21 protein-coding genes are annotated in these 20,381 nt (G+C 35.9%); 8 read left to right on the top strand and 13 right to left on the bottom strand.

The features are described from left to right. Nucleotides 1-60: 60 nt before the first annotated feature. The 9 genes from atpA to C237_RS0109970 all read right to left on the bottom strand — a co-directional run bounded on the left by atpA (nt 61) and on the right by C237_RS0109970 (nt 6,978). Complete coding sequence (atpA, locus tag C237_RS0110010; RefSeq protein ID WP_018676355.1) at nt 61-1,638, bottom strand: F0F1 ATP synthase subunit alpha; 1,578 nt, start codon at nt 1,636-1,638, stop codon at nt 61-63. Between the two features lie 16 nt (nt 1,639-1,654). Beyond that, nucleotides 1,655-2,194, bottom strand: coding sequence for an ATP synthase F1 subunit delta (atpH, locus tag C237_RS0110005; protein ID WP_018676354.1), 540 nt, complete (start codon nt 2,192-2,194; stop codon nt 1,655-1,657). A 2-nt stretch (nt 2,195-2,196) separates the two neighbouring features. Next, nucleotides 2,197-2,691: a F0F1 ATP synthase subunit B gene (locus C237_RS0110000; RefSeq protein ID WP_018676353.1), complete on the bottom strand. Its 495-nt coding sequence runs from the start codon at nt 2,689-2,691 to the stop codon at nt 2,197-2,199. A 103-nt stretch (nt 2,692-2,794) separates the two neighbouring features. After that, entirely contained in the window at nt 2,795-3,004 is a 210-nt protein-coding gene (gene atpE / locus C237_RS0109995; RefSeq protein WP_004919949.1) for an ATP synthase F0 subunit C, read from the bottom strand. Nucleotides 3,005-3,042: 38 nt separating this feature from the next. Continuing rightward, the gene (gene atpB / locus C237_RS0109990; RefSeq protein ID WP_018676352.1) at nt 3,043-4,101 is read right to left on the bottom strand and encodes a F0F1 ATP synthase subunit A; all 1,059 of its coding nucleotides are present in this window, start codon (nt 4,099-4,101) and stop codon (nt 3,043-3,045) included. A 72-nt stretch (nt 4,102-4,173) separates the two neighbouring features. Then, a complete protein-coding gene (locus C237_RS0109985; protein ID WP_018676351.1) occupies nt 4,174-4,563 on the bottom strand; it encodes a hypothetical protein in 390 nt (129 codons plus the stop codon). A gap of 81 nt (nt 4,564-4,644) precedes the next feature. Beyond that, nucleotides 4,645-5,916 carry an aminotransferase class I/II-fold pyridoxal phosphate-dependent enzyme gene (locus C237_RS0109980; protein WP_018676350.1) on the bottom strand — a complete coding sequence of 424 codons (1,272 nt, stop codon included), beginning with the start codon at nt 5,914-5,916 and terminating at the stop codon, nt 4,645-4,647. 146 nt (nt 5,917-6,062) lie between these two features. Next, entirely contained in the window at nt 6,063-6,482 is a 420-nt protein-coding gene (locus tag C237_RS0109975; protein ID WP_018676349.1) for an SH3 domain-containing protein, read from the bottom strand. Nucleotides 6,483-6,498: 16 nt separating this feature from the next. After that, nucleotides 6,499-6,978 carry a BON domain-containing protein gene (locus C237_RS0109970; RefSeq protein ID WP_026315630.1) on the bottom strand — a complete coding sequence of 160 codons (480 nt, stop codon included), beginning with the start codon at nt 6,976-6,978 and terminating at the stop codon, nt 6,499-6,501. A gap of 43 nt (nt 6,979-7,021) precedes the next feature. Between C237_RS0109970 and C237_RS0109965 the strand changes: the two genes are divergently transcribed. The 4 genes from C237_RS0109965 to C237_RS0109950 all read left to right on the top strand — a co-directional run bounded on the left by C237_RS0109965 (nt 7,022) and on the right by C237_RS0109950 (nt 9,976). Then, nucleotides 7,022-7,906 carry a glycoside hydrolase family 25 protein gene (locus C237_RS0109965; RefSeq protein ID WP_018676347.1) on the top strand — a complete coding sequence of 295 codons (885 nt, stop codon included), beginning with the start codon at nt 7,022-7,024 and terminating at the stop codon, nt 7,904-7,906. A 93-nt stretch (nt 7,907-7,999) separates the two neighbouring features. Then, on the top strand, nt 8,000-8,386 hold the full coding sequence (locus tag C237_RS0109960; RefSeq protein WP_018676346.1) for an START-like domain-containing protein: 387 nt from the start codon (nt 8,000-8,002) through the stop codon (nt 8,384-8,386). Nucleotides 8,387-8,468: 82 nt separating this feature from the next. After that, nucleotides 8,469-9,296 carry an aminotransferase class IV gene (locus tag C237_RS0109955; RefSeq protein ID WP_018676345.1) on the top strand — a complete coding sequence of 276 codons (828 nt, stop codon included), beginning with the start codon at nt 8,469-8,471 and terminating at the stop codon, nt 9,294-9,296. A 5-nt stretch (nt 9,297-9,301) separates the two neighbouring features. Beyond that, nucleotides 9,302-9,976, top strand: coding sequence for a TrmH family RNA methyltransferase (locus C237_RS0109950; RefSeq protein ID WP_026315628.1), 675 nt, complete (start codon nt 9,302-9,304; stop codon nt 9,974-9,976). A gap of 90 nt (nt 9,977-10,066) precedes the next feature. On the opposite strand, the gene C237_RS0109945 is transcribed toward C237_RS0109950, so the two are convergent. Both C237_RS0109945 and tsaD read right to left on the bottom strand, forming a co-directional pair. Next, on the bottom strand, nt 10,067-10,759 hold the full coding sequence (locus tag C237_RS0109945; RefSeq protein ID WP_018676343.1) for an RsmE family RNA methyltransferase: 693 nt from the start codon (nt 10,757-10,759) through the stop codon (nt 10,067-10,069). Between the two features lie 4 nt (nt 10,760-10,763). After that, nucleotides 10,764-11,804 carry a tRNA (adenosine(37)-N6)-threonylcarbamoyltransferase complex transferase subunit TsaD gene (gene tsaD, locus C237_RS0109940; protein WP_018676342.1) on the bottom strand — a complete coding sequence of 347 codons (1,041 nt, stop codon included), beginning with the start codon at nt 11,802-11,804 and terminating at the stop codon, nt 10,764-10,766. 4 nt (nt 11,805-11,808) lie between these two features. On the opposite strand from tsaD, the gene C237_RS0109935 reads away from it, so the two are divergent. The 4 genes from C237_RS0109935 (at nt 11,809) to C237_RS0109915 (ending at nt 17,908) form a co-directional block, all read left to right on the top strand. After that, nucleotides 11,809-16,419, top strand: coding sequence for a translocation/assembly module TamB domain-containing protein (locus C237_RS0109935; RefSeq protein WP_083917676.1), 4,611 nt, complete (start codon nt 11,809-11,811; stop codon nt 16,417-16,419). A 131-nt stretch (nt 16,420-16,550) separates the two neighbouring features. Then, on the top strand, nt 16,551-17,021 hold the full coding sequence (locus tag C237_RS0109925; RefSeq protein ID WP_018676339.1) for a winged helix-turn-helix transcriptional regulator: 471 nt from the start codon (nt 16,551-16,553) through the stop codon (nt 17,019-17,021). Between the two features lie 61 nt (nt 17,022-17,082). Then, nucleotides 17,083-17,460: a hypothetical protein gene (locus C237_RS0109920; protein ID WP_018676338.1), complete on the top strand. Its 378-nt coding sequence runs from the start codon at nt 17,083-17,085 to the stop codon at nt 17,458-17,460. 7 nt (nt 17,461-17,467) lie between these two features. Further along, entirely contained in the window at nt 17,468-17,908 is a 441-nt protein-coding gene (locus C237_RS0109915; protein ID WP_018676337.1) for an RrF2 family transcriptional regulator, read from the top strand. 6 nt (nt 17,909-17,914) lie between these two features. Here the strand turns inward: C237_RS0109915 and C237_RS0109910 are convergent, their stop codons facing one another. Beyond that, entirely contained in the window at nt 17,915-19,744 is a 1,830-nt protein-coding gene (locus tag C237_RS0109910) for a monovalent cation:proton antiporter-2 (CPA2) family protein (protein WP_018676336.1), read from the bottom strand. Nucleotide 19,745: 1 nt separating this feature from the next. Beyond that, nucleotides 19,746-20,354 carry an NAD(P)H-dependent oxidoreductase gene (locus tag C237_RS0109905; RefSeq protein WP_018676335.1) on the bottom strand — a complete coding sequence of 203 codons (609 nt, stop codon included), beginning with the start codon at nt 20,352-20,354 and terminating at the stop codon, nt 19,746-19,748. Nucleotides 20,355-20,381: the final 27 nt, after the last annotated feature.

The raw sequence follows: 20,381 nt of genomic DNA, 5'->3' as shown, positions 1-20,381 counted from the left end.
GTTCAATTGAAGTCTAAGGTTTAAAGAAGCACTTTAAACCTTAGAGCTCGACTTTTAATTTTAATTGTATTTAGATGCTAAATCATGTGCAGCACTTTTCAGTACGCTAGTAATATCGTCATTGATTTTACCAGACTTAATTGCTGCCATAGTTTCAGGGTGTTTCGTTCTTAAGAAGCCAACATAATCCTTCATAAATTCTTTCACCTTATTTACTGGTACATTTCTCAATAAATTTTCGGTTCCAGCATAAATCATGGCCACTTGGCTATCTACTGGTAATGGTGAATTTACAGGTTGTTTAAGAATTTCCACATTCTTCTCCCCTTTATGGATTACAGCTAAAGTTGCGGCATCTAGGTCAGAACCGAATTTAGCAAATGCTTCTAATTCTTTATATTGTGCTTGGTCTAATTTAAGCGTACCCGATACCTTCTTCATAGATTTAATCTGAGCGTTACCTCCTACCCTAGATACAGAGATCCCCACATTAATCGCTGGACGAACTCCAGAGTTGAATAAATCTGACTCTAAGAAAATCTGTCCATCGGTAATGGAAATCACATTGGTAGGAATATACGCAGATACATCCCCTGCTTGAGTTTCAATAATAGGAAGTGCTGTTAATGAACCGCCACCTTTTACCATCGGTTTAAGAGATTCTGGCAAGTCGTTCATTTGTCTCGCAATATTATCATCCGCAATCACTTTTGCTGCTCTTTCTAATAATCTTGAGTGAAGGTAGAATACATCCCCTGGATAAGCCTCACGACCTGGTGGTCTTCTTAATAATAGAGACAACTCACGATAGGCTACTGCTTGTTTAGATAAATCATCATAAATGATTAATGCAGGACGACCTGTATCACGGAAATACTCACCGATAGCAGCACCTGCCATTGGCGCATATACCTGCATTGGGGAAGGGTCAGAAGCGTTAGCCGCTACCACTACGGTATACGCCATCGCACCTTTATCTTCTAATGTTTTTACAATTTGTGCTACCGTAGAACCTTTCTGTCCTACTGCAACATAGATACAAAATACTGGCTCTCCAGCGTCATAGAATTCTTTTTGGTTAAGGATAGTATCAATCGCCACAGTGGTTTTACCTGTTTGGCGGTCACCAATAATTAACTCTCTCTGTCCTCTACCAATTGGAATCATAGAGTCTACCGCTACGATACCCGTTTGAAGTGGCTCGTTTACAGGCTGTCTGAAGATAACCCCTGGTGCTTTTCTTTCCAAAGGCATTTCATATAACTCACCTCCAATTGGACCTTTACCATCTATTGGGTTACCCAATGTATCTACTACTCTACCTAACATCCCTTCTCCTACTTTAATTGAAGAAATTCTGTTAGTTCTTCTTACCGTATCGCCTTCTTTTACCTCTTTAGATTCTCCTAAAAGGGCTACCCCTACATTATCTTCTTCAAGGTTAAGTACAATACCTTCAATACCACCTTCAAATTTTACGAGTTCACCATATTGAACATTTTCAAGACCGTAAACACGAGCGATACCATCCCCGATTTGAAGTACTGTTCCTACTTCTTCAACATTAGATTGGGTATCAAAATTTGCTAATTGCTGTTTTAAAATTGCAGATACTTCTGCTGGATTTATTTCTGCCATTGTATGGTTATTTTTCTTAGTTTAACTGAAATTCTTTTTTCATATTTGCCAACTTAGACCTTACAGAAGTGTCTAATTGCTGGTCGCCAACTCTTAAGATATAGCCTCCTAATAATTCTGGTTTTATGATGACTTTTAAATCTGGCTTACTACCAGCGTTAATCATTTTAGAAGATTGAATAATTTTATCAATATTCTCTTGAGAAAGCGGTGCCGCAGTGGTTAAGGTAACCCTTTGTACGCCATGTAAATCTTCTACTTTATTGATATAAGCTTGTGCTATATTTTTAAGATGGGTAGCTCTTCCATTTTTGATCACCAATAAAATCAAGTTTTGGACTACTGGTAAGAAAGATTTAAATACCTCTTTCGCTACTTGCATCTTTTTATTATGATCTAAAAACGGTGCCTGCAAAAAGCGATTAAGTTCTTGGCTTTCGTTTAGAATCTTAATCAGTGCTTTCATATCGGATAATACCTCCGTAGTTTGTTGGCGTTCTTCTGTTAATTCCAACAAACCTTTGGCATATCGTTTTGCTACTTTTGATGTCAGCATTATTAGTTAAGATTAGATTGATTCAACATATTTTCAACCAAAGCATTTTGAGCATCGCTATTGTCTAATTTTTGCTTAAGGATAGATTCCGCAATGTTAAGCGATAAAGCACCTACTTGATGTTTAATATCAGCCATAGCAGCAGATTTTTCTGCTTCTATCGATATTTTAGCAGCGGCAATCATCTTGTCTCCTTCTACCTTAGCGGCATCTTTGGCTTCGTTTACGATACGGTCTTTAATTTCTCTAGCTTCTTTTAGAATGGCATCTCTTTCCACCTTAGCTTCGCGGATAATTCTTTCATTATCTGCTTTAAGTTGTTCCATTTCTTTTTTAGCTAGTTTCGCTTGGTTTAGTGCATCTACGATAGAAGTTTCTCTATCATTTACGGTATTTAAGATAGGTTTCCATGCGAACACAGAGAGTAATCCTACTAAAATTAAAAACACAACTAGTGACCAAACGAGGTTACCTTCTGAAGGAATTAATAAATCCATTGTTATATATTAAAATATGTTAAACTGATTTGATATAAATTAATTAAAAACTTTTAAGAAAAGTGGCAGACCAACCGTCTGCGCACTTTTCAAAATTGTTAGATTATCCGTTACCCAATAACGCTACTACGATACCGAATAGACCTGCACCCTCAATAAGAGCGGCAGCGATAATCATTGCAGTTTGGATTTTACCAGATTGCTCAGGTTGTCTTGCAATGGCATCCATTGCGTGACCACCGATTTTTCCGATTCCTAATCCTACACCAAGAACTGCTAAACCAGCTCCGATTGCTGCGATACTACCTGTCATAACTTTAAATTTAAAAGGTTTATAATTAATTTATTTTTTTAATGATGTGCTTCCTCTACTGCCATACCTATAAACAATGCCGTAAGAAGTGTAAAGATATAAGCCTGTAAAGCTGCTACCAATAACTCTAGCGTGTTGATAAATAAGGTTAATAATATAGAAACTGGTGCAATAGCATAAGTTTCCATAATAAAGATAAGAGAAATCAAACTTAAGATTACGATATGCCCTGCCGTCATGTTTGCAAAAAGACGAATCATCAAGGCGAATGGCTTAGTAAACATTCCTAAAATTTCAACGGGTACTAAAATCACATACACTAATGCTTTACCAGCCCAAGGCATATTATTGCCTAGTGGGTCAAATATATGTGACCAATATGTTTTTTTACCGCTGAAAGTTACAATAATAAATGTTAACACCGCTAATACCATTGTAAAAGCAATATTACCCGATACATTGGCAGACCCTGGAATAAGACCTAAAAGGTTAACCAACCATATAAATAAGAATAGGGTAATTAAATAAGGTGTATATTTTAAATAATGCTTAGTTCCTATATTTTCTAATGCAATATCATCTCTCACAAAAAGTACCAAAGGTTCTAAAAATTTAGCAACACCCTTTGGTACACCATTTTCTGTATAACTAGACTTCATTAAGAAAGCCAAAATAATCAAAATAATAGCTGCTAGAAACATCTGTGCTACAATTTTTGTAATCGAAAAATCTAGAGGCGTATCATTAGTTGGGTGCCCATCATGCATATGAAGAGTCCCTTCTGCATCAGTCTTATAAATTTTATTATGGAAAATCTTATAGTGATTACCATCAATATGAGCTACTTGCTCTTCCTCTTGCCCAAAATGAGATGAAGAAAACACCTTTAAACCATTATCCCATAAAATCACTGGTAGAGAAAATCCAATATGTCTTTCTCCCTCACCCCAAAGGTGCCAACTATGCGAGTCCGCAATGTGGTGCATAATATCTGGAACAGGGTTGTACTTTTCTCCTGGTTGCTTAGCTTCTGTGGAGGCATTCGCCCATCCCATGATAAAAATAGTCAAAAATAAAATAATTCGTCTGAAGTGCATGTTCTTCATTTTATAGTTTGTGCAAAAGTAGGAAATAGATTTTATATTTTCAAATTTAGAAAAATTAATTTTTTATGATTTTTGTTGGCTTTTATTTACAAAATGTATCATCTTGATAACCAAAGCCGTTTCTACAAAAAGATAAACTAAATAAAGTAGGATTGACCCGATTAAATAGGTTTTCATTTCTGGAAATTGATAAAACAGCACTAAAAAAGCCCCCATTTTTACAATCATAAATGCCAAATACAGAAACCCTATAATATCCTTTTTGAAAAATCCACCCAACCCTATACTTACCAATCCTAAAAAATGGATAAAGGCAATTAAAAAATGAATCTTTAAAGCCATTTCAGGAAACCATTGTGTTTGTATTACCATTCCAAAGATTATCACTAAGGTATAGATTCCTAATATTTTTAATAAATGGATGAGATAAGAATGTTGAGCGTTCGGATGCATAAAAATAAGTCTAGAAAAATCATGTCATAAAAAACGGAGCCACAGCTTACGCCTGCTCCGCTTAAATATTTATCTGTTCAATTAAATTGGTTTAAAAGATAAACCTTGCTCTTCTAATAATTTTTTCTCCTGCTCTTTATAATAGCCTTTAGTCAATTTATCATGTATGGCTTCAAAAGCAGCGATGGTTTCATTAATTTCGCTATCGGTATGCGATGCCGTAGGAATCAACCTTAATAAAATTGTGCCTTTAGGAATCACAGGGTATACCACTACTGAGGTAAATACACCATAGTTTTCTCTCAAATCTTTTACTAGAAGTGTCGCTTCTACAGGCGTTCCTTCAATAAATACTGGGGTTACACAAGTGTTAGTATCTCCTAAATTGAAGCCCTTTTCCCTCAGTCCATTTTGAAGTTTATTTACATTTTCCCAAAGTTTGGCTTTAATCTCTGGTCTAGTTCTTAACAATTCCAAACGCTTTAGCCCGCCAATGACCATAGGCATGGTAAGTGATTTAGCAAAAATCTGAGAACGCATATTGTATTTTAGATAACGGATAATGTCTTTATTACCTGCTACAAAAGCTCCAAACCCAGCCATAGACTTAGCAAAAGTAGAAAAGTAAACATCTATTTCATCTTGACAACCTTGCTCCTCACCAGCACCAGCCCCCGTAGCTCCTAGAGTACCGAAACCATGGGCATCATCTACCAACATTCTGAAGTTATATTTTTCTTTAAGCGCTGCAATTTCTTTTAATTTACCTTGCTGACCGCGCATTCCGAACACCCCTTCAGTGATTAATAAAATACCTCCACCGGTTTCATTCGCTACTTTAGTCGCGCGTTGTAAATTTTTCTCTACACTTTCTAAATCGTTGTGCTTATAGGTAAATCGTTTTCCCATATGCAGGCGAACACCATCTACAATACAAGCATGAGAGTCTACATCGTAGACAATCACATCATTTTTGGACACCAAAGCATCAATAATGGAAAGCATACCTTGGTATCCGAAGTTCAGTAGATACGCCGACTCTTTTCCTACAAAGTCTGCCAATTCTTGCTCTAATTGATTGTGATAAGGCGTTTCTCCAGACATCGCTCTAGCTCCCATAGGATAAAACATACCATATTCCGCGGCGGCTTTAGCATCCGTTTCTTTCACTTCTGGATGGTTACACAATCCTAAATAGTCATTCGCACTCCAGTAAATTACTTCCTTACCTTGGAATTTCATTCTAGGACCAATAGGGCCTTCTAACTTTGGAAATACAAAATAGCCTTCCCCATAATCTGCAAACTGCCCTAGAGGACCAGGATTTTGTTTTATTCTTTCAAATATATCCATTGATTTATTTTAGATTAAAATTTTAAGGTACAAATTTAGGCAAATTTATATTAACTAAAAAACGATTAAAATCATACCTTTATGATACAAAAAACCCGCAACCTATCCTAAGGTTACGAGCTTTTTAAATAACTATAAATTGAAAATTATACTTTTAAATATCTTGAATAAGCATAGCCTTCTTCACCATCTTTAGTTCTAATTTTCCACCATTCTCCATCGGCGGAATCTACCAAAGTTACCATTTCGCCTTTTCCAGCTTTTCCTACAATTTCACTTTCTGTAGAAGGTTCTTTTCTAATGTTAAGATTAGAATGTTCTGTATTTACCGTAAGATTAGTTCCCGCAGGAATCCCAGTTACTTTTACATCTATTTTAATATCTGTAGCAGTAAATGATGGGTCTACTATACCTAAAGCATTCCATACTAAATCTTTTGCTTCAGTAGATTTTGTAGTTCCAGAAATGTGAAGTACACCATCTTTTTGTTCTACATTTAGATTATCAATATCGGCATTTTGTACCGCTGATAATACGGTAGCATATTTATCTGTTAATGTTGACATTATTTTTTATTTTAAATTATTTTACAACGAGTTGATTGTTATATGTTCCAATATTTAAAGCGTCCATAGACTCTTTAATTTTTCTTGCTTGGTTCGCAGTTACTTGTCCAGTTAATGTTAATTCTCCATTTACATTTTCTACTTTTACATTAGGAAAATCTTTAGTAGCGTCTTGTACTTTTTGCATTACCTCAGCATCTACTGTTTTATTTTCATTTACTGCCACTACTGGTTCTACAGTGGCCATATCATGAACTTCTGTAATACCTGGAATTGCTTTTAGAGAAGCAATCATTTGGTCTTTTTCCTCTTGTGTTGCAAATGTACCTGAAAGGTGTGCTTGACCATCTTTTACATCCACAGAAGCAGATGGATTAGATTGTACTACAGCCGTGGCTTGCGTATTAAGTTCTGCATCGTTTGGCTTTTTCTTACATGAAACCGCTGTTACTGATACCATAAGTGCTAAAACTGCTGTTTGAAATACTTTTTTCATAAAATTTGTTTTTTGATTAGAATAATTTTTTAATGTTAAAAACATGGTTATTTTTGCAATTGTTATGCCAAAGAGAAAGAATTTCAATAAAAATAATCGAAAGCAACACCAGCAACGCATTAAAGCCTATAATTATCGAAAGTGGGTTGTCTTCTTTATCCTAATGATTGCATTAGTAGGCACGGGTATGTATTTAAAACAAAAACTAGCGTTTTATTACGCTCTAGTATTTAGCAAACCCCACCGCACCTTAGTTAATAGTGAATATGAAACCAAGCGTATTAATAGTATTGTTACAGAGCATCAAAATAAATTATTTGGAATCGATATTTCCCATTACCAGAGGAAAGAAGATATTTCTTGGGATAGCCTCAGTATAGTTAATGGCGACAGGCCCATCCATTTTATATTGCTAAGGGCCACCATGGGCAATGCTTCCCAAGACAAGCATTTTTCTTCTTTTTGGACTAAAGCAAAACAAAATCATTACACAAGAGGGGCGTATCATTTCTATAGACCTGATGAGAATCCAATACAGCAAGCCAATAATTTTCTATCGGTAGCCAAACTAGAGCAATACGACCTAATTCCTGTTTTGGATTTAGAAAAAATCCCCAAACGCAAAACACATCAACAATATATAAAGGACATAAAGGTATGGCTAGATATTGTGGAAAAAGCCTACGGAAAAAAGCCCATTATCTACACTTACTATCATTTTTACAAAGATTATCTAAAAAATAATTTAGATGCCGACTATCCCCTTTGGCTCGCCAACTATAATTTCGTGATGCGCCCAAGCCCTGATGATCATTGGCAATTTTGGCAGTTTTCTGAACAAGGCATCGTTAAAGGTATTAACACTAAAGTAGACCTCAATGTGTTTAATGGGGACGAGGACGACTTTAAGCTATTGCTCATTGACTAACAAAAATCATATTTTTCAAAATAAAACCTTAAAAAACTTGTTAGAAAAAAAATAATTTTTATATTGCAGCCCTTATATTAATAATAAATCATTATGGCAAAACATAAAGTGACATACGAGTTCCCAATGCATTGTTTATCAGAGATTTTGTATGAATACCTCGCTACCGAAGAAGGTTTGGGCGAGTGGTTTGCAGACGATGTAGAAGAAAAGGGCGACGATTTTTATTTCAGCTGGGGGGGCAGTCCCGCAGAAAAAGCAACACTGATTCGCTATAAGCCAGAATCTTTTGTGCGCTTCCGTTGGGAAGAAGACGAGGGTACCAAAAACTATTTTGAAATGGCGATTGTAATAGATGAAATCACCGAAGATTTATCCCTTAATATTACAGATTTTTGCGAAGATGGCGACGAGGAAGAAAATCGCTTGTATTGGGAAAATCTAATAGAAAATTTACAAATTAAGTTAGGTGCTGCATAATGGCAGTTATTTAAACGACTAAAATATAAAGATGAGCGGTGTAGTATCGTTCATTTTTTCTTATTAAAAAACACAACCCATGATGTATTTAGATGGCAAATTAATCTCTGAGGAAACAGCAAAAAACTATGCTAACAGAGCGTTTTTATATGGCGATGCAGTACGCGTTTATTTTTTCTTCAAGGACAAAAAACTCATAATGGCAGAGGAAATTTATTTTAACCTAATGTCTTCTATGAGAAAAATGCGTATGAATATTCCCCTTAGTTTTACGCTAGAGTTTTTTGTAGAACAATTTAACCAAGCCATTCAGGAAAGAGGTCTAGAAACGGGGCGTATTTCCGTAATCGTATTTAGAAAAAAAGATATCCAATTCACTTCTAAAACCCCCGTTCATTTCGCCTATACACTAGAGGAAGACCTTCATTGGTATCTTATCCAACGCGATATTCACTTGGATATCATTAAAGAAGTTTCCGTTAATACGCATTTGCTAAGCAATATCTATACCCACGCTCCAGAAAATACCTATGCAGAAATCTATGCTCAGGATAATGATTTGGACGATGTGATTTTACTTAACCCAAACAAGCGTATCGCCAGAACTATTTTTGGAAATCTTTTATTTTTGGAAGGGAAAACTTTAAAAATCCCCAAACAAAGCGAAGGGGCATTTATATCCCCGCTGATGGAAAATTTTGTTACCTATCTCCATAAAAACAGATTAGCCGATATAGAACAAGCCGAAATGATTGCCTTTGAAAGCCAAAAAGCGGAAGAAATTTTAATGATTTCCGATGAAAAAGGACTATTTTCTGTTTCACAAATTAGAAATAAAACTTTCAAAAATGAGCGTTTCCAAGATATGGTAGCCCAATGGGGCAAGCACCTATTATCTCAACCTTTCTAAACCCTATGAATACGATACAAGATTTAACCCAAGCATTTGATTTTCTTTCCGATTATCTAACCTCCGAAAGATTACAAAAAATCAATCATTATGCTGAGGAAAGTTCGGATTTTATTTTGCCTGTGCTAGAAGATGTCTATCAATTTAGAAACGCGGCGGCTATTATTAGAAGCGTAGAAGCCTGTGGCTTTCATAAAGTGGTGGCTATGGAGCGGGACAATATTTTCGAACCCAACCTCAGCGTTACTAAAGGGGCTGATACTTGGGTAGAAGTAGAACGAAAATCGAGAACCCAAGCCACATTAGAAGATATAAAACAGCAAGGTTATAAAATTGTAGCAGTATCGCCAGAAAACAATGCTACCCTCCTACCCGATTATCAAATTACCGAGCCTATTGCTTTGGTTTTTGGTACAGAATGGGAAGGCGTATCCGACCAACTTTTAGAAATAGCGGACGAAACTTTAGCCATTCCGATGTATGGTTTTACCAATAGTTTTAATGTTTCCGTAGCCGCGGCTATTTGCATATACGAACTTAAACAAAAATTAATTCATTCAGAAATTGATCACCACCTTTCGGAACTCAAAAAATGGCAACTAAAAGTAAGGTGGGCTGCTAATTCTGCCAGAAGTGGACACCAACTTCTGGATAAATTTGTGAGAGAAAATTTAGATTAAAATACCTTCTCTATATTATTTCTATAAAGCTCTATAAACTTATTAAATTAAGTAAATATAAAGTTAATCCTTTTATAATAAAAAATATTATCACATCCTAAAATAATTCCACGCCGCAATATAAACCCCAGCGGTTTCAGTTCTTAAGCGTTGACTACCTAGTTGAACCGATCGAATATTTTGCTCCAGTAAAGCCTCTATTTCCTTTGGACTAAAATCGCCTTCGGGACCTATTAAAAAGGTATATTGGTCTTGCAATGGTAGTTCTTGAATCGCACAACGCTGAAACGCTCGGTCGCAATGGGCTACAAAAGTATGGTCTGGATGAATCGTAGGTAAAAATTGTGACCACTTGACCATATCATTAATAATAGGGAAATGACACCTTAAACTTTGCTTAGAGGCTGCAATGGCTTTCTTTCGGATTTTATCGATATTCAAATGTTTTCTTTCTGACTTTTCAGTATGCAGAAAGGTAATTTCTGAAATGCCCATTTCCGTTGCTTTTTCCACAAAAAAATCCGTACGGTCTATATTTTTAGTAGGGGCAATAGCAATATGCAATCTCGGACTAAATGCTGGTAAATTTTGCTGAATATCTACCACATCTAAAAGGACTTTCTTACCCTCAATAATCAATCGTCCCTCAGCACGTGTTCCTTCACCATCGGTTACAAAAATCGTTTCTCCTTCGGACATTCTTAGTACCTTTAAGATATGATGCTGTTCTTCATCAAAAATCTCCGCTTGATTCCCATTGATTTGACCGTGAAATAATTTCATAAGATTAAGATTTTAAAGGGTCTTTGGCATCTAGTTCATAGCGTGCTAAGGCTGAAGTTTTTAAATCGGTAAATTCGCCTCGTTCGTATTTTAGTTGTGCTACTAGAGCAATCATCGCCGCATTATCTGTGGTATATTCAAATTTTGGGATATAGACTTTCCAGCCTAATTGTTCTTTATTCTGTTCCATCGCCTTTCTTAAGGCAGAGTTAGCCGAAACGCCCCCTGCAATTGCCACTTCTTTAATATTAAAATCTTGAGCCGCTTTTTCCAGCTTAGTCATCAAAATTTCAATGATATGCTTCTGAACCGAGGCACAAAGGTCGTACAAATGCGTTGGGATAAACTCTGGGTTTTTCTTTACTTCCTTCTGGATAAAGTAAAGTACCGAAGTTTTAATCCCACTGAACGAATAATTATAATCGCCTAATTTCGGTTTGTTAAATTGAAAAGCATCGGGGTTACCTTGCTGAGCATATCGGTCGATAATAGGACCTGCGGGATAGTCTAAGCCTAGTATTTTCCCGATTTTATCAAAGGCTTCCCCAGCCGCATCATCTATACTTTTGCCTGCTATTTCCATATCAAAGTAGTCACGAACCAAAACAATCATCGTATGTCCGCCACTTACCGTTAAACACAAAAACGGAAATTTTGGCGGCACAGGGTTTGCATCGTCTATGAAATGGGCTAAAATATGCGCTTGCAGATGATTGACTTCAATTAAAGGCACATCCAAACTCATCGCTAGAGATTTAGCAAATGAAGTCCCCACCAATAAAGAACCTAAAAGACCAGGGCCACGCGTAAAACCTATGGCGCTAATGTCTTTTTGTTGTATATTTGCGGTACGGATTGAATGCTCTACCACAGGGATGATATTTTGCTGATGTGCACGCGATGCCAATTCAGGAACTACACCGCCGTATTCATTATGTATGGCTTGTGTAGCAGCAATATTAGAGCGTATTGTTCGCCCCTGAATAATGGCAGCAGAAGTATCATCGCAAGAGGATTCAATGCCTAAAATAATAGGTGGTTTCATAATTATGGCAAATTTAGATAATAATAACGATAATAAAAAATTGCAACCCGAAATAAAGGAAGGCAATACGCCTCCCCAACCTAAAAAGAAAAACAGATGGCTAAAGTTTTTTAAAATCGCCATCCTTTCATTTTTAGGTTTATTTGTAGTTTTAGCGATTGTACTAAGCCTCTCTTCTACACGAAATTGGACAGCGCATAAAGTGGTAAATATCCTTAATGAAAAATTTAAAACCCAAATCAAATTCAGTAGTATTGATGTAAATTTGTTTGGTAATATTTCCATCCACGATTTAACCATTGAAGACTACAAAGGTCTTGAATTCATCAAGGCTAAGGAAGTCTATGCCGATTCCGATTGGTTTTCTCTTATTGCCAATACCAATCATATTAATATCCATTCTTTAACTGCTAAAGATTTGGATATGAAAGTAATTACCTATAAAGGGGATAGCGTTGCCAACTTCAACCGCTTTATCAATCTATTTGATAATGGTAAAAAGAAAGCCCCTAACAAGCCAGAATTTCAATTGGATTCTAGAATTAGTATTCAAAATTCTAAACTTTCCATCGTCAATCAAAATTCTGAGGGCGATGCTGGAAAGTGGCTAGATGCTACTCACCTTAATATCCTTATACCCAACCTCAAAGTAAAAGGTTCCGATGTATCTGCCCAAGTGAATCAGTTCAGTTTTATCACAGAACGCTGGGGCAAAAAACATATCGTGGATAATTTTTCTACCCATTTTACATTTAATAAAGAGTATTTATTTTTAGATAATCTATTATTCAATACCGACCATAGTTTACTCCAAGGTCATCTTAAACTCAACCTTAACAATGGTAAATTCGAAGATTTTGGCAACAAAGTCGTTTGGGATATGATATTAGCCAATGGCAGCCAATTGAGTGGTTATGATTTAAGTTATTTTGTTAATGACTGGGACAATTATAAACCCATCAATATTTCTGGTAAAATGGATGGTGTATTGAATGAATTTTACTTAGAAAATTTTAAATTCGGACGAGAAAACACCCAACTCGCCACCCAAAAAATTAAAATTGCCGATATTCTTAATAAAAGTTTTAATATCGAAACCAATAGTCTATCTACCAATTTCACTTACGAAGGGCTGAAAGGACTGTTGCCAAGTTTTATTTCTAAAAAAATGGGGAATACCGTAGACCCGTTCGGTAGAATAAAATTTAATGGTGCTTTAAAAGCCAACCCTAAAGCCATCTTTACCAGAGGACAAATTGTTTCTGGCGTGGGGCAGGCCAAAGTGCATCGTTTAACGCTATTAGATTATAGTACAAATAACCAAAAGTTTCAAGGTTTAGTAGACCTTAAAAACTTTAATGTGGCTGCCATTACTAAAAACAATCAAGTGGGATTGGTTACGGGAACCATTGATGTAAAAGGGGAAAATTTCGATATCAATCGTATGCGACTAAAAACCAAATCCAATATTTCAAGCATTGAGTTGACGGGAAAAACCATACAAAATCTTATCGTAGATGGAACGATGGTTCAAAAGACATTTGATGGTATCGTTAATGTAAAAGACCCTAATGCCAAAGCCAATATAAAAGGAATTGTGGATTTTAGTTCGCCAAGATTAAAAGCCGATGTTTTAGCCCAAGTGGAACATTTGAATGTCGCCCACTTTACTGGTAAAAAAGAACAACAAACCGTAAGTGGTATTTTTGATGTACAGTTGGCCATGAAAGACTTAAACGATATGAGCTTGGATACTAAAGTCAGCCAAGTGCATCTCGCTACACTTCAGCAAAACCTTAATATCCCTCAAGCGGACATCAGAGCCTATTTTGATGACGGCAAGCGTATCGTTTCGGTACAAGCACCCAATGCCATCGATGGGAAAATTTCTGGAAAATTCAATCTAGAAGATATTGGCGGTATGGTGCAAAATAGTATTGACCGCATCATCGCAGGGGCTAAATCTAAACGCTACTATCGTGGTCAGTATTTCGATTTAGATTTTAATATTTCTCAAGGTTTTATCAATTTTTTCCAGCCTAACCTAAAGATTAAAGACCAACTGCATATTTCTGGAAATTACAACGGTAATACCAACGATTTGGTATTGAATGCCGATGCGTCTTACCTGAAATACATTATGACAAAAAAAGATGCCGAAGCCGCTAATGAAGCCTTGGCTAAGTCCGATATCGACTATCAGTTTGAGCCCCCTGCAAAGGCTAAAGATAGTGCGATGGTGAATAATCTATCGTTAAAGATTAATACCGCACAAGTCAACGACCAATTGTCTATCACAGCAGATAAAGTGGTATATGGGAACCATATTGTTCAAGATTTAAACTTTAAAGGCTCTAATGAAAATGGTGAAGTACTTCATTTATCTACTACCTTTAAACATGGCTCTAAAGATGACGAGGATAACAACGCTTTAAAAGAATATGCCATAAATCTAAACCAAACTACAGATGCCAATGGCGACTATGTGATAAGATTTGAACCGACAGAAATAAAACTCAACCATGTTGCATGGCGTGTAGATACATCGCCAGAACTTAACCATTCCATTACCTACAAAAAGAGAACGGGGGCTATTGATATACACAACTTAAAAGTCTATTCCGATGAAAGTGCCATTTTAGTGAATGGAATTTTTAAAAATGGTAAAAATTTCGACTTTGATACCGAAATTACCAATCTAGATATTACAAAATTAATGGCATTAAGTAAGAGCGAATCTGACATTAATATTTCTGGTGTCATTAATGGGACTGCAAATATTAAAATGAACCAAAATAGCTTAGAACCTTTGGTTGATTTGAAAATGGATAGCTTAAAAATGAACGGCAATGCTATGGGAAATATAGTCATCAATGCGGATAAGACTGACCGACCTAATATATTCTCGGTAGATGCTCGGGTAGTGTCTTCTGAATTACTTGGTGCGGATAAACTTAAACTGACGGGAACTATTAATAATAATACAAAATCCCCATCATTAGACTTAGTTGCAGAGCTCAACGAGTTTGATTTATCGTTCGCTCAAGAATTTGTAAAATCGGTATTCAGTAACTTTAGGGGGAAAGCCAGTGGTCAGCTCAATATAGGAGGTACCGTTAATGATATCGATTATCAAGGAAATATCGCCTTAAAAGATTTTGGTTTAAAACTGAATTTTTCGGGGGTAGATTATAACTTTGATGATACCGTAATTCCTTTAACTAAAGGCTATGCAGTATTAAACAATATCGGTATTAAAGATGGACGAGACAATTCTAAAGGAAGTATCTCTGGAGCTATCCAGTTTGCAGATGCCGCTTCTATGGGGCTCAACCTCATTATGCGTGCCGATAATTTATTATTACTCAACACCACGCAAAAAGATTTCGACACTTTTTGGGGGCGTGTCTATGGTAGTGGGGATATCTTTGTAGACGGTCCTGTAACAGCATTAAACTTAGATGCCAAGATGAAAGTTTTGGACAACAGTACCTTTACTCTCAATAGTAACTCTACTTCTTCGGTAGATGAATATAAAATGCTAAGATTTGTAGAGCGTGATAAAGAAGGACAAATTATAGCCACCAAGAAGAAAAAGACTGGGGCTAATATGGATATTAATTTTGATATTTCTATCGATAAAGGCTCTACGGTAAGTGTATTGGTAGGGGATGATGTGGGCGACATTAGCGTAAGAGGATTAGCAAATAATCTTAAATTTAAGCTAAGACGCAGTGGGCAAATGAGCATGAATGGAACCTATATGGTAGATAATGGGACCTTTATCTCTAAAGCCATACTAGAAAGAACCTTCCAAATTGCTAACGGTAGTAGTATTTCTTGGGATGGTAATGTAATGAACCCAAGTTTAGATATTAAAGCCAACTATTTTAGAACGGTGACCAATGCAGGAGAATATCTGAACATTGGAAAACTACCTCCAATTAATGTTATGCTGACCACTGAAATCACTCAAACACTACAAAAACCTAATATTGAGTTTGATGTGTCTGCACCAGAGGTTTCCACACAAATTAAAGAAGCTCTAGCCTTTAAAATGAGTAAGCCTGATGAAAAGGTTTTACAGTTTGGTTCGATATTAGCATTAAACAATTTCAATGTAGCCAATTCTGCTGGTACAGATTTTGATATTGGTGGGTCGTTGGCTTCGCAGGGGTATAATATCTTATTCAAGCAATTAGGCTCTGTGCTCAACACCATTAGTAATCAGTTTCAAGTGGACTTAAACTACATAAAAGGAGATAATGCATCTAATACGGGCGACCGTGCCAATGCTGGTGTGAGTATTGCATTATCCCCAAGAATTAGTATAAAAACTGGGCTTGGTGTACCGATTTCTAAAACCCAATATACTGATGCCAATTTTCTATCAGGTGAAGGTATTTTGGAATACGATTGGTCTAAGAAAAACAATGGTAGTCGCCTACTACGAGTGTATTCTAAACCATCCAACATTAGTAATGTATCGGGACAAGCAGGTGCCAATCAAACTTGGGGTGCTGGTGTAGTGTACAGTAAGAGTTTTAATCGTTTCTTTGGAAAGAAAAAGACTGACACTACAAAACAGAAAAAAGATACCGTAAAAGTAAAGTAGGCCATTAATTTGTTCTAACAAAACCATAGAAAAAAATTATTAAAGTTTAATTTAAAAATATCAATTCTTTTTTCGTAATTTTGCAAACTAATAATCTTATTATTTAATATTATAAAATAAAAAAACATATTATGAACTATCGTTTAGATGAAATAGACAAAAAAATTCTTGATTATTTAGTGAAAAATACAAGAATGCCTTTTACAGAAATAGCAAAGAACTTAGATGTTTCTGCTGGTACTATCCATGTAAGAGTAAAAAAGATGGAAGATGCAGGGATTATCCTCGGCTCATCTCTAAATATCGACTACAAAAAATTAAATTATCACTTTACAGCATTTATTGGAATTTTGCTTACTAAGTCTAATAACACACAAAAAGTACTAAAAGAATTAGAAAAAATACCTAATGTAGTAGAAACTAGCGTGGTATCTGGTAAATACAATATCTTTTGTAAAATGGTAGCCAAAAATACCGAAGATGCTAAAAATGTAATCTACAAAATAGATGATATAGACTCTGTGATGAGAACAGAAAGTATGATTGCTATGGACGAATATTTGAGTGATAGAAATCGCCTTATATCTGCAGTAGAAATCTAGAATCTAATAGAAACCTATCAAAAGTCTTTGAATACACAAAGACTTTTTTTAATTTTATCCAATGGAAAATAAAAACTATTTCGGTACTGAACCTAAGAAAACAACCAGCTTTTATGTAGCCATGGCGGTATTGGCATTATTCACTCTTATGGGATTAGGCGTAGATATAGACGAATTTATCCAGCATGGAAGCATACAAATTCCTACTTGGTATTTCTATTTAATCTTTGCGGTAGACGCCTTAGCGTTATTAGGTCTATTGTTAATTGTTCTGTTTAGAAAAATAGGAGTGTACTTATTTCCATTCGCTATCGTGCTACATTTTATTTTCCACCAATATTATCTCTCTACATTTTTGTATACGGATGTTACCAACTTATTTCTATTTGTAGGATTAGGTTTGGTAATGATTATCCCAAAATGGCAATACTTCCAATAAGCAAACTATGTTTTCCAAAGCATGTGAATACGCCATAAGAGCGAGTATCTATGTCGCTCAGAAAAGCCTTTTCGGACAGCGGGTCAATGTAAAAGAAGTATCCGAATCTGTGGATGCCCCAATTGCATTTACCGCTAAAATTATGCAACAACTTTGTAAGTCCAATATCCTAGACTCTATGCGTGGACAACAAGGAGGTTACGCTGTTCCACTAGACCAACTTAAGGAAATCAGCATTTACCATATCATTATTGCCATAGATGGCGATACTTTATTTACCCAATGTGGTTTGGGGCTTAAAACCTGCTCTTCTACTAACCCCTGCCCTGTTCATCAAGAGTTTTCTGCTTTAAAAAATAACCTTAAACACCTGACACAAAACTATACCCTACACGATTTAGCACTAAAGACCGAGCAAGGATTAGCTTGGCTAAAATTAAAAGATTAGATTGGTCTAATCCTCATCTAGCCAATGGTCTTCGTCAAAGGAAATATTATCATCTGCTAACAATCGGGCTTCTCTTTCTAGAGACTCTTTTATTGTAAAGGTAGTGTCACTATCAATATCTTGTTTGGCTAATCTTATCGTAGAATCTTTATCTATCGTAATAAAACGATTGGCCAATCGCCTAGCGGCATACTTTCTTAGCCCCGCAGTATTCAGAATATCCACACCCATATTGACTGCTGTTTCTAGGGTTTCTCGGTAAATATGCTCTACACCATCATTAATAAAATCATAAGCATCTAGCCTATTTCTAGCTCTTACAAAAATTTTAAGATGCGGAAAGTGTTGTTTTGCTAATTCTACCAGAAATTTATTACTCTCTGGGTCATCTAAACACAAAACTAAAATCTGTGCCTGCTCTGCTCCTGCCGCTCTTAATAACTCTAGCCTTCTGGCATCGCCATAGAACACCTGGAATCCTCTTTGTCTAAGAATATTCACACGATTAGAATCGTGGTCTAGAATGGTAGCTTTAACTCCACTAACCTTTAATAAACGTCCAACAGTACTTCCAAAATGTCCAAATCCCACAATGATGATTTTCTTTTGTTTGATACTATCGGGACTAACATCTGTAGATTTTTCTTCCTGTTTTACATTAAAATTAGGAGCAATGATGCGTTCATTCAGCAAGAGTAAAAATGGTGTTACCATCATAGAAATAGCCACTATTGAAATCATCTGCGAGCTTATTTCTAAGTCTAGCAAATGTAGTTTCGTTGCAAAAGTAATGATTACAAACGCAAATTCTCCCACTTGAGACATTCCAAATGAATAAAGAAAATTTTGGTCATTACTCATTTTAAATATTTTTCCTATCCCAAATAATACCACAAATTTTACCACCGTTACCATCACCACCATAGAGAAAATAAACATCGGGTCTTGTTGGATGATTTTAAAATTGATTGTAGAGCCCACACTTACAAAAAATACCGCCAGTAGCAATCCCTTGAATGGGTCAATCTGGCTTTCTAACTCGTGTCTAAATTCGCTGTTTGCCAACATTACCCCAGCCAAAAATGCTCCCAATGCGGGGCTAAGTCCAGCTAAAATCATCAATTCCGATACCGCAACAATAAGAAATAATGACGATGCTGTAAGCAGCTCATTCATTCCTGAACGCGAGACATATCTTAAAAAAGGTACAAATAAATATCGCCCGAGAAGAATTAAAATTCCTACTCCAAACAATACCGAAAACGGTTGTAACCATTCGGGTAAATAACTAATTAAAACTGCTTTATCATTAGTTTTATCTACTTCTGATAAGGTAGGTAATAAAGCTAAAATAGGAATGACTGCAATATCCTGAAACAATAGCGTAGAAAAAGAAGCCTCTCCTGATACGGTGTTAAACAGACTTTTTTCCTTTAAAGTTTGTAGTACAATCGCCGTAGAAGACATGGCAAATGCAATAGACGCTACAATATTCGGCACCCTGTCCCAACCTGAATAGTGTAAAATCACAAAAGATAAGATAAAGGTAAGCGCCATTTGAGAAAGCCCTAGTCCTAAAATACTTTTCCGCATTGCCCAAAACTTTCTAGGCTCTAATTCTAATCCAATAATAAAAAGCAACATCACCACCCCAAATTCGGTGCTGTGCATTACATCTTCGGCATTACCCGTCAATTTTAGTACAAAAGGACCGACAATGATACCACCCAGTATATAACCAATCACAGAACTAAAGCCCAGCTTCCTAACAATAGGCACTAAAATAATAGCCGCTCCTAAATACACTAAAGTAATCGTAAAAAAACTTTCGGACATCTTAATTTGAATTTAAAAATTGTTGAATTTCCGCTTTTACTTGATTAACAGCATCGTTTCCTTGTTGTTTTGCAGTATGTGTTGTCACTATTCCTTCTATGGAAACGCCTGTAAGTTCCAAAGATTTAGTTAATGGTTTTAAAAAATCTTCCACCGAGCTTCCATACACTCCCTGCGGGCTAAATGCCATATCTGAGCCTCCCGTACTGACAACAATTAAGGCTCTTTTATCCTTTAGAGGACTTTCATTTAAACGATTGAGCCAGCGCATATCTAGTACTTCGCTCATCCATAAACTCAATAATGGTGGAATATTCAGCCATATTAAAGGAAAGTGAAAAATAATTTTAGAATATCCCTTAATTCTTTTACGCTCTCGAAATGCCGCAATATGAAAATCGGGATAGTCTTCATACAAATCCCTAAATGTCACTTGCGCGTTGGTTTTATATAATTCTATCACTTGCGTGTTGAATACGGAATGCTCCAAAAAAGGGTGTGCAAACAGTACAATCGTTTTTTCCAATGTTAAAAATTTTGCCGAAATATAATGAAAATACCTACCACTTCCTAATGATTTTTCTAGGTCTAAAAAATTTAAACTATCCATAATTTTCAAATCTAAACTCAGCCTTTA

The organism is Riemerella columbina DSM 16469 (genome assembly GCF_000374405.1).
Classification (GTDB): domain Bacteria; phylum Bacteroidota; class Bacteroidia; order Flavobacteriales; family Weeksellaceae; genus Riemerella; species Riemerella columbina.
This window is presented reverse-complemented; position numbering and strand designations above follow the sequence as displayed.

What these genes read in the sequence shown, in the direction of transcription:
- atpA (WP_018676355.1), bottom strand. Translation starts at nt 1,638, where the DNA reads ATGGCAGAAATAAATCCAGCAGAAGTATCTGCAATTTTAAAACAGCAA.
- atpH (WP_018676354.1), bottom strand. Translation starts at nt 2,194, where the DNA reads ATGCTGACATCAAAAGTAGCAAAACGATATGCCAAAGGTTTGTTGGAA.
- C237_RS0110000 (WP_018676353.1), bottom strand. Translation starts at nt 2,691, where the DNA reads ATGGATTTATTAATTCCTTCAGAAGGTAACCTCGTTTGGTCACTAGTT.
- atpE (WP_004919949.1), bottom strand. Translation starts at nt 3,004, where the DNA reads ATGACAGGTAGTATCGCAGCAATCGGAGCTGGTTTAGCAGTTCTTGGT.
- atpB (WP_018676352.1), bottom strand. Translation starts at nt 4,101, where the DNA reads ATGCACTTCAGACGAATTATTTTATTTTTGACTATTTTTATCATGGGA.
- C237_RS0109985 (WP_018676351.1), bottom strand. Translation starts at nt 4,563, where the DNA reads ATGCATCCGAACGCTCAACATTCTTATCTCATCCATTTATTAAAAATA.
- C237_RS0109980 (WP_018676350.1), bottom strand. Translation starts at nt 5,916, where the DNA reads ATGGATATATTTGAAAGAATAAAACAAAATCCTGGTCCTCTAGGGCAG.
- C237_RS0109975 (WP_018676349.1), bottom strand. Translation starts at nt 6,482, where the DNA reads ATGTCAACATTAACAGATAAATATGCTACCGTATTATCAGCGGTACAA.
- C237_RS0109970 (WP_026315630.1), bottom strand. Translation starts at nt 6,978, where the DNA reads ATGAAAAAAGTATTTCAAACAGCAGTTTTAGCACTTATGGTATCAGTA.
- C237_RS0109965 (WP_018676347.1), top strand. Translation starts at nt 7,022, where the DNA reads ATGGTTATTTTTGCAATTGTTATGCCAAAGAGAAAGAATTTCAATAAA.
- C237_RS0109960 (WP_018676346.1), top strand. Translation starts at nt 8,000, where the DNA reads ATGGCAAAACATAAAGTGACATACGAGTTCCCAATGCATTGTTTATCA.
- C237_RS0109955 (WP_018676345.1), top strand. Translation starts at nt 8,469, where the DNA reads ATGTATTTAGATGGCAAATTAATCTCTGAGGAAACAGCAAAAAACTAT.
- C237_RS0109950 (WP_026315628.1), top strand. Translation starts at nt 9,302, where the DNA reads ATGAATACGATACAAGATTTAACCCAAGCATTTGATTTTCTTTCCGAT.
- C237_RS0109945 (WP_018676343.1), bottom strand. Translation starts at nt 10,759, where the DNA reads ATGAAATTATTTCACGGTCAAATCAATGGGAATCAAGCGGAGATTTTT.
- tsaD (WP_018676342.1), bottom strand. Translation starts at nt 11,804, where the DNA reads ATGAAACCACCTATTATTTTAGGCATTGAATCCTCTTGCGATGATACT.
- C237_RS0109935 (WP_083917676.1), top strand. Translation starts at nt 11,809, where the DNA reads ATGGCAAATTTAGATAATAATAACGATAATAAAAAATTGCAACCCGAA.
- C237_RS0109925 (WP_018676339.1), top strand. Translation starts at nt 16,551, where the DNA reads ATGAACTATCGTTTAGATGAAATAGACAAAAAAATTCTTGATTATTTA.
- C237_RS0109920 (WP_018676338.1), top strand. Translation starts at nt 17,083, where the DNA reads ATGGAAAATAAAAACTATTTCGGTACTGAACCTAAGAAAACAACCAGC.
- C237_RS0109915 (WP_018676337.1), top strand. Translation starts at nt 17,468, where the DNA reads ATGTTTTCCAAAGCATGTGAATACGCCATAAGAGCGAGTATCTATGTC.
- C237_RS0109910 (WP_018676336.1), bottom strand. Translation starts at nt 19,744, where the DNA reads ATGTCCGAAAGTTTTTTTACGATTACTTTAGTGTATTTAGGAGCGGCT.
- C237_RS0109905 (WP_018676335.1), bottom strand. Translation starts at nt 20,354, where the DNA reads ATGGATAGTTTAAATTTTTTAGACCTAGAAAAATCATTAGGAAGTGGT.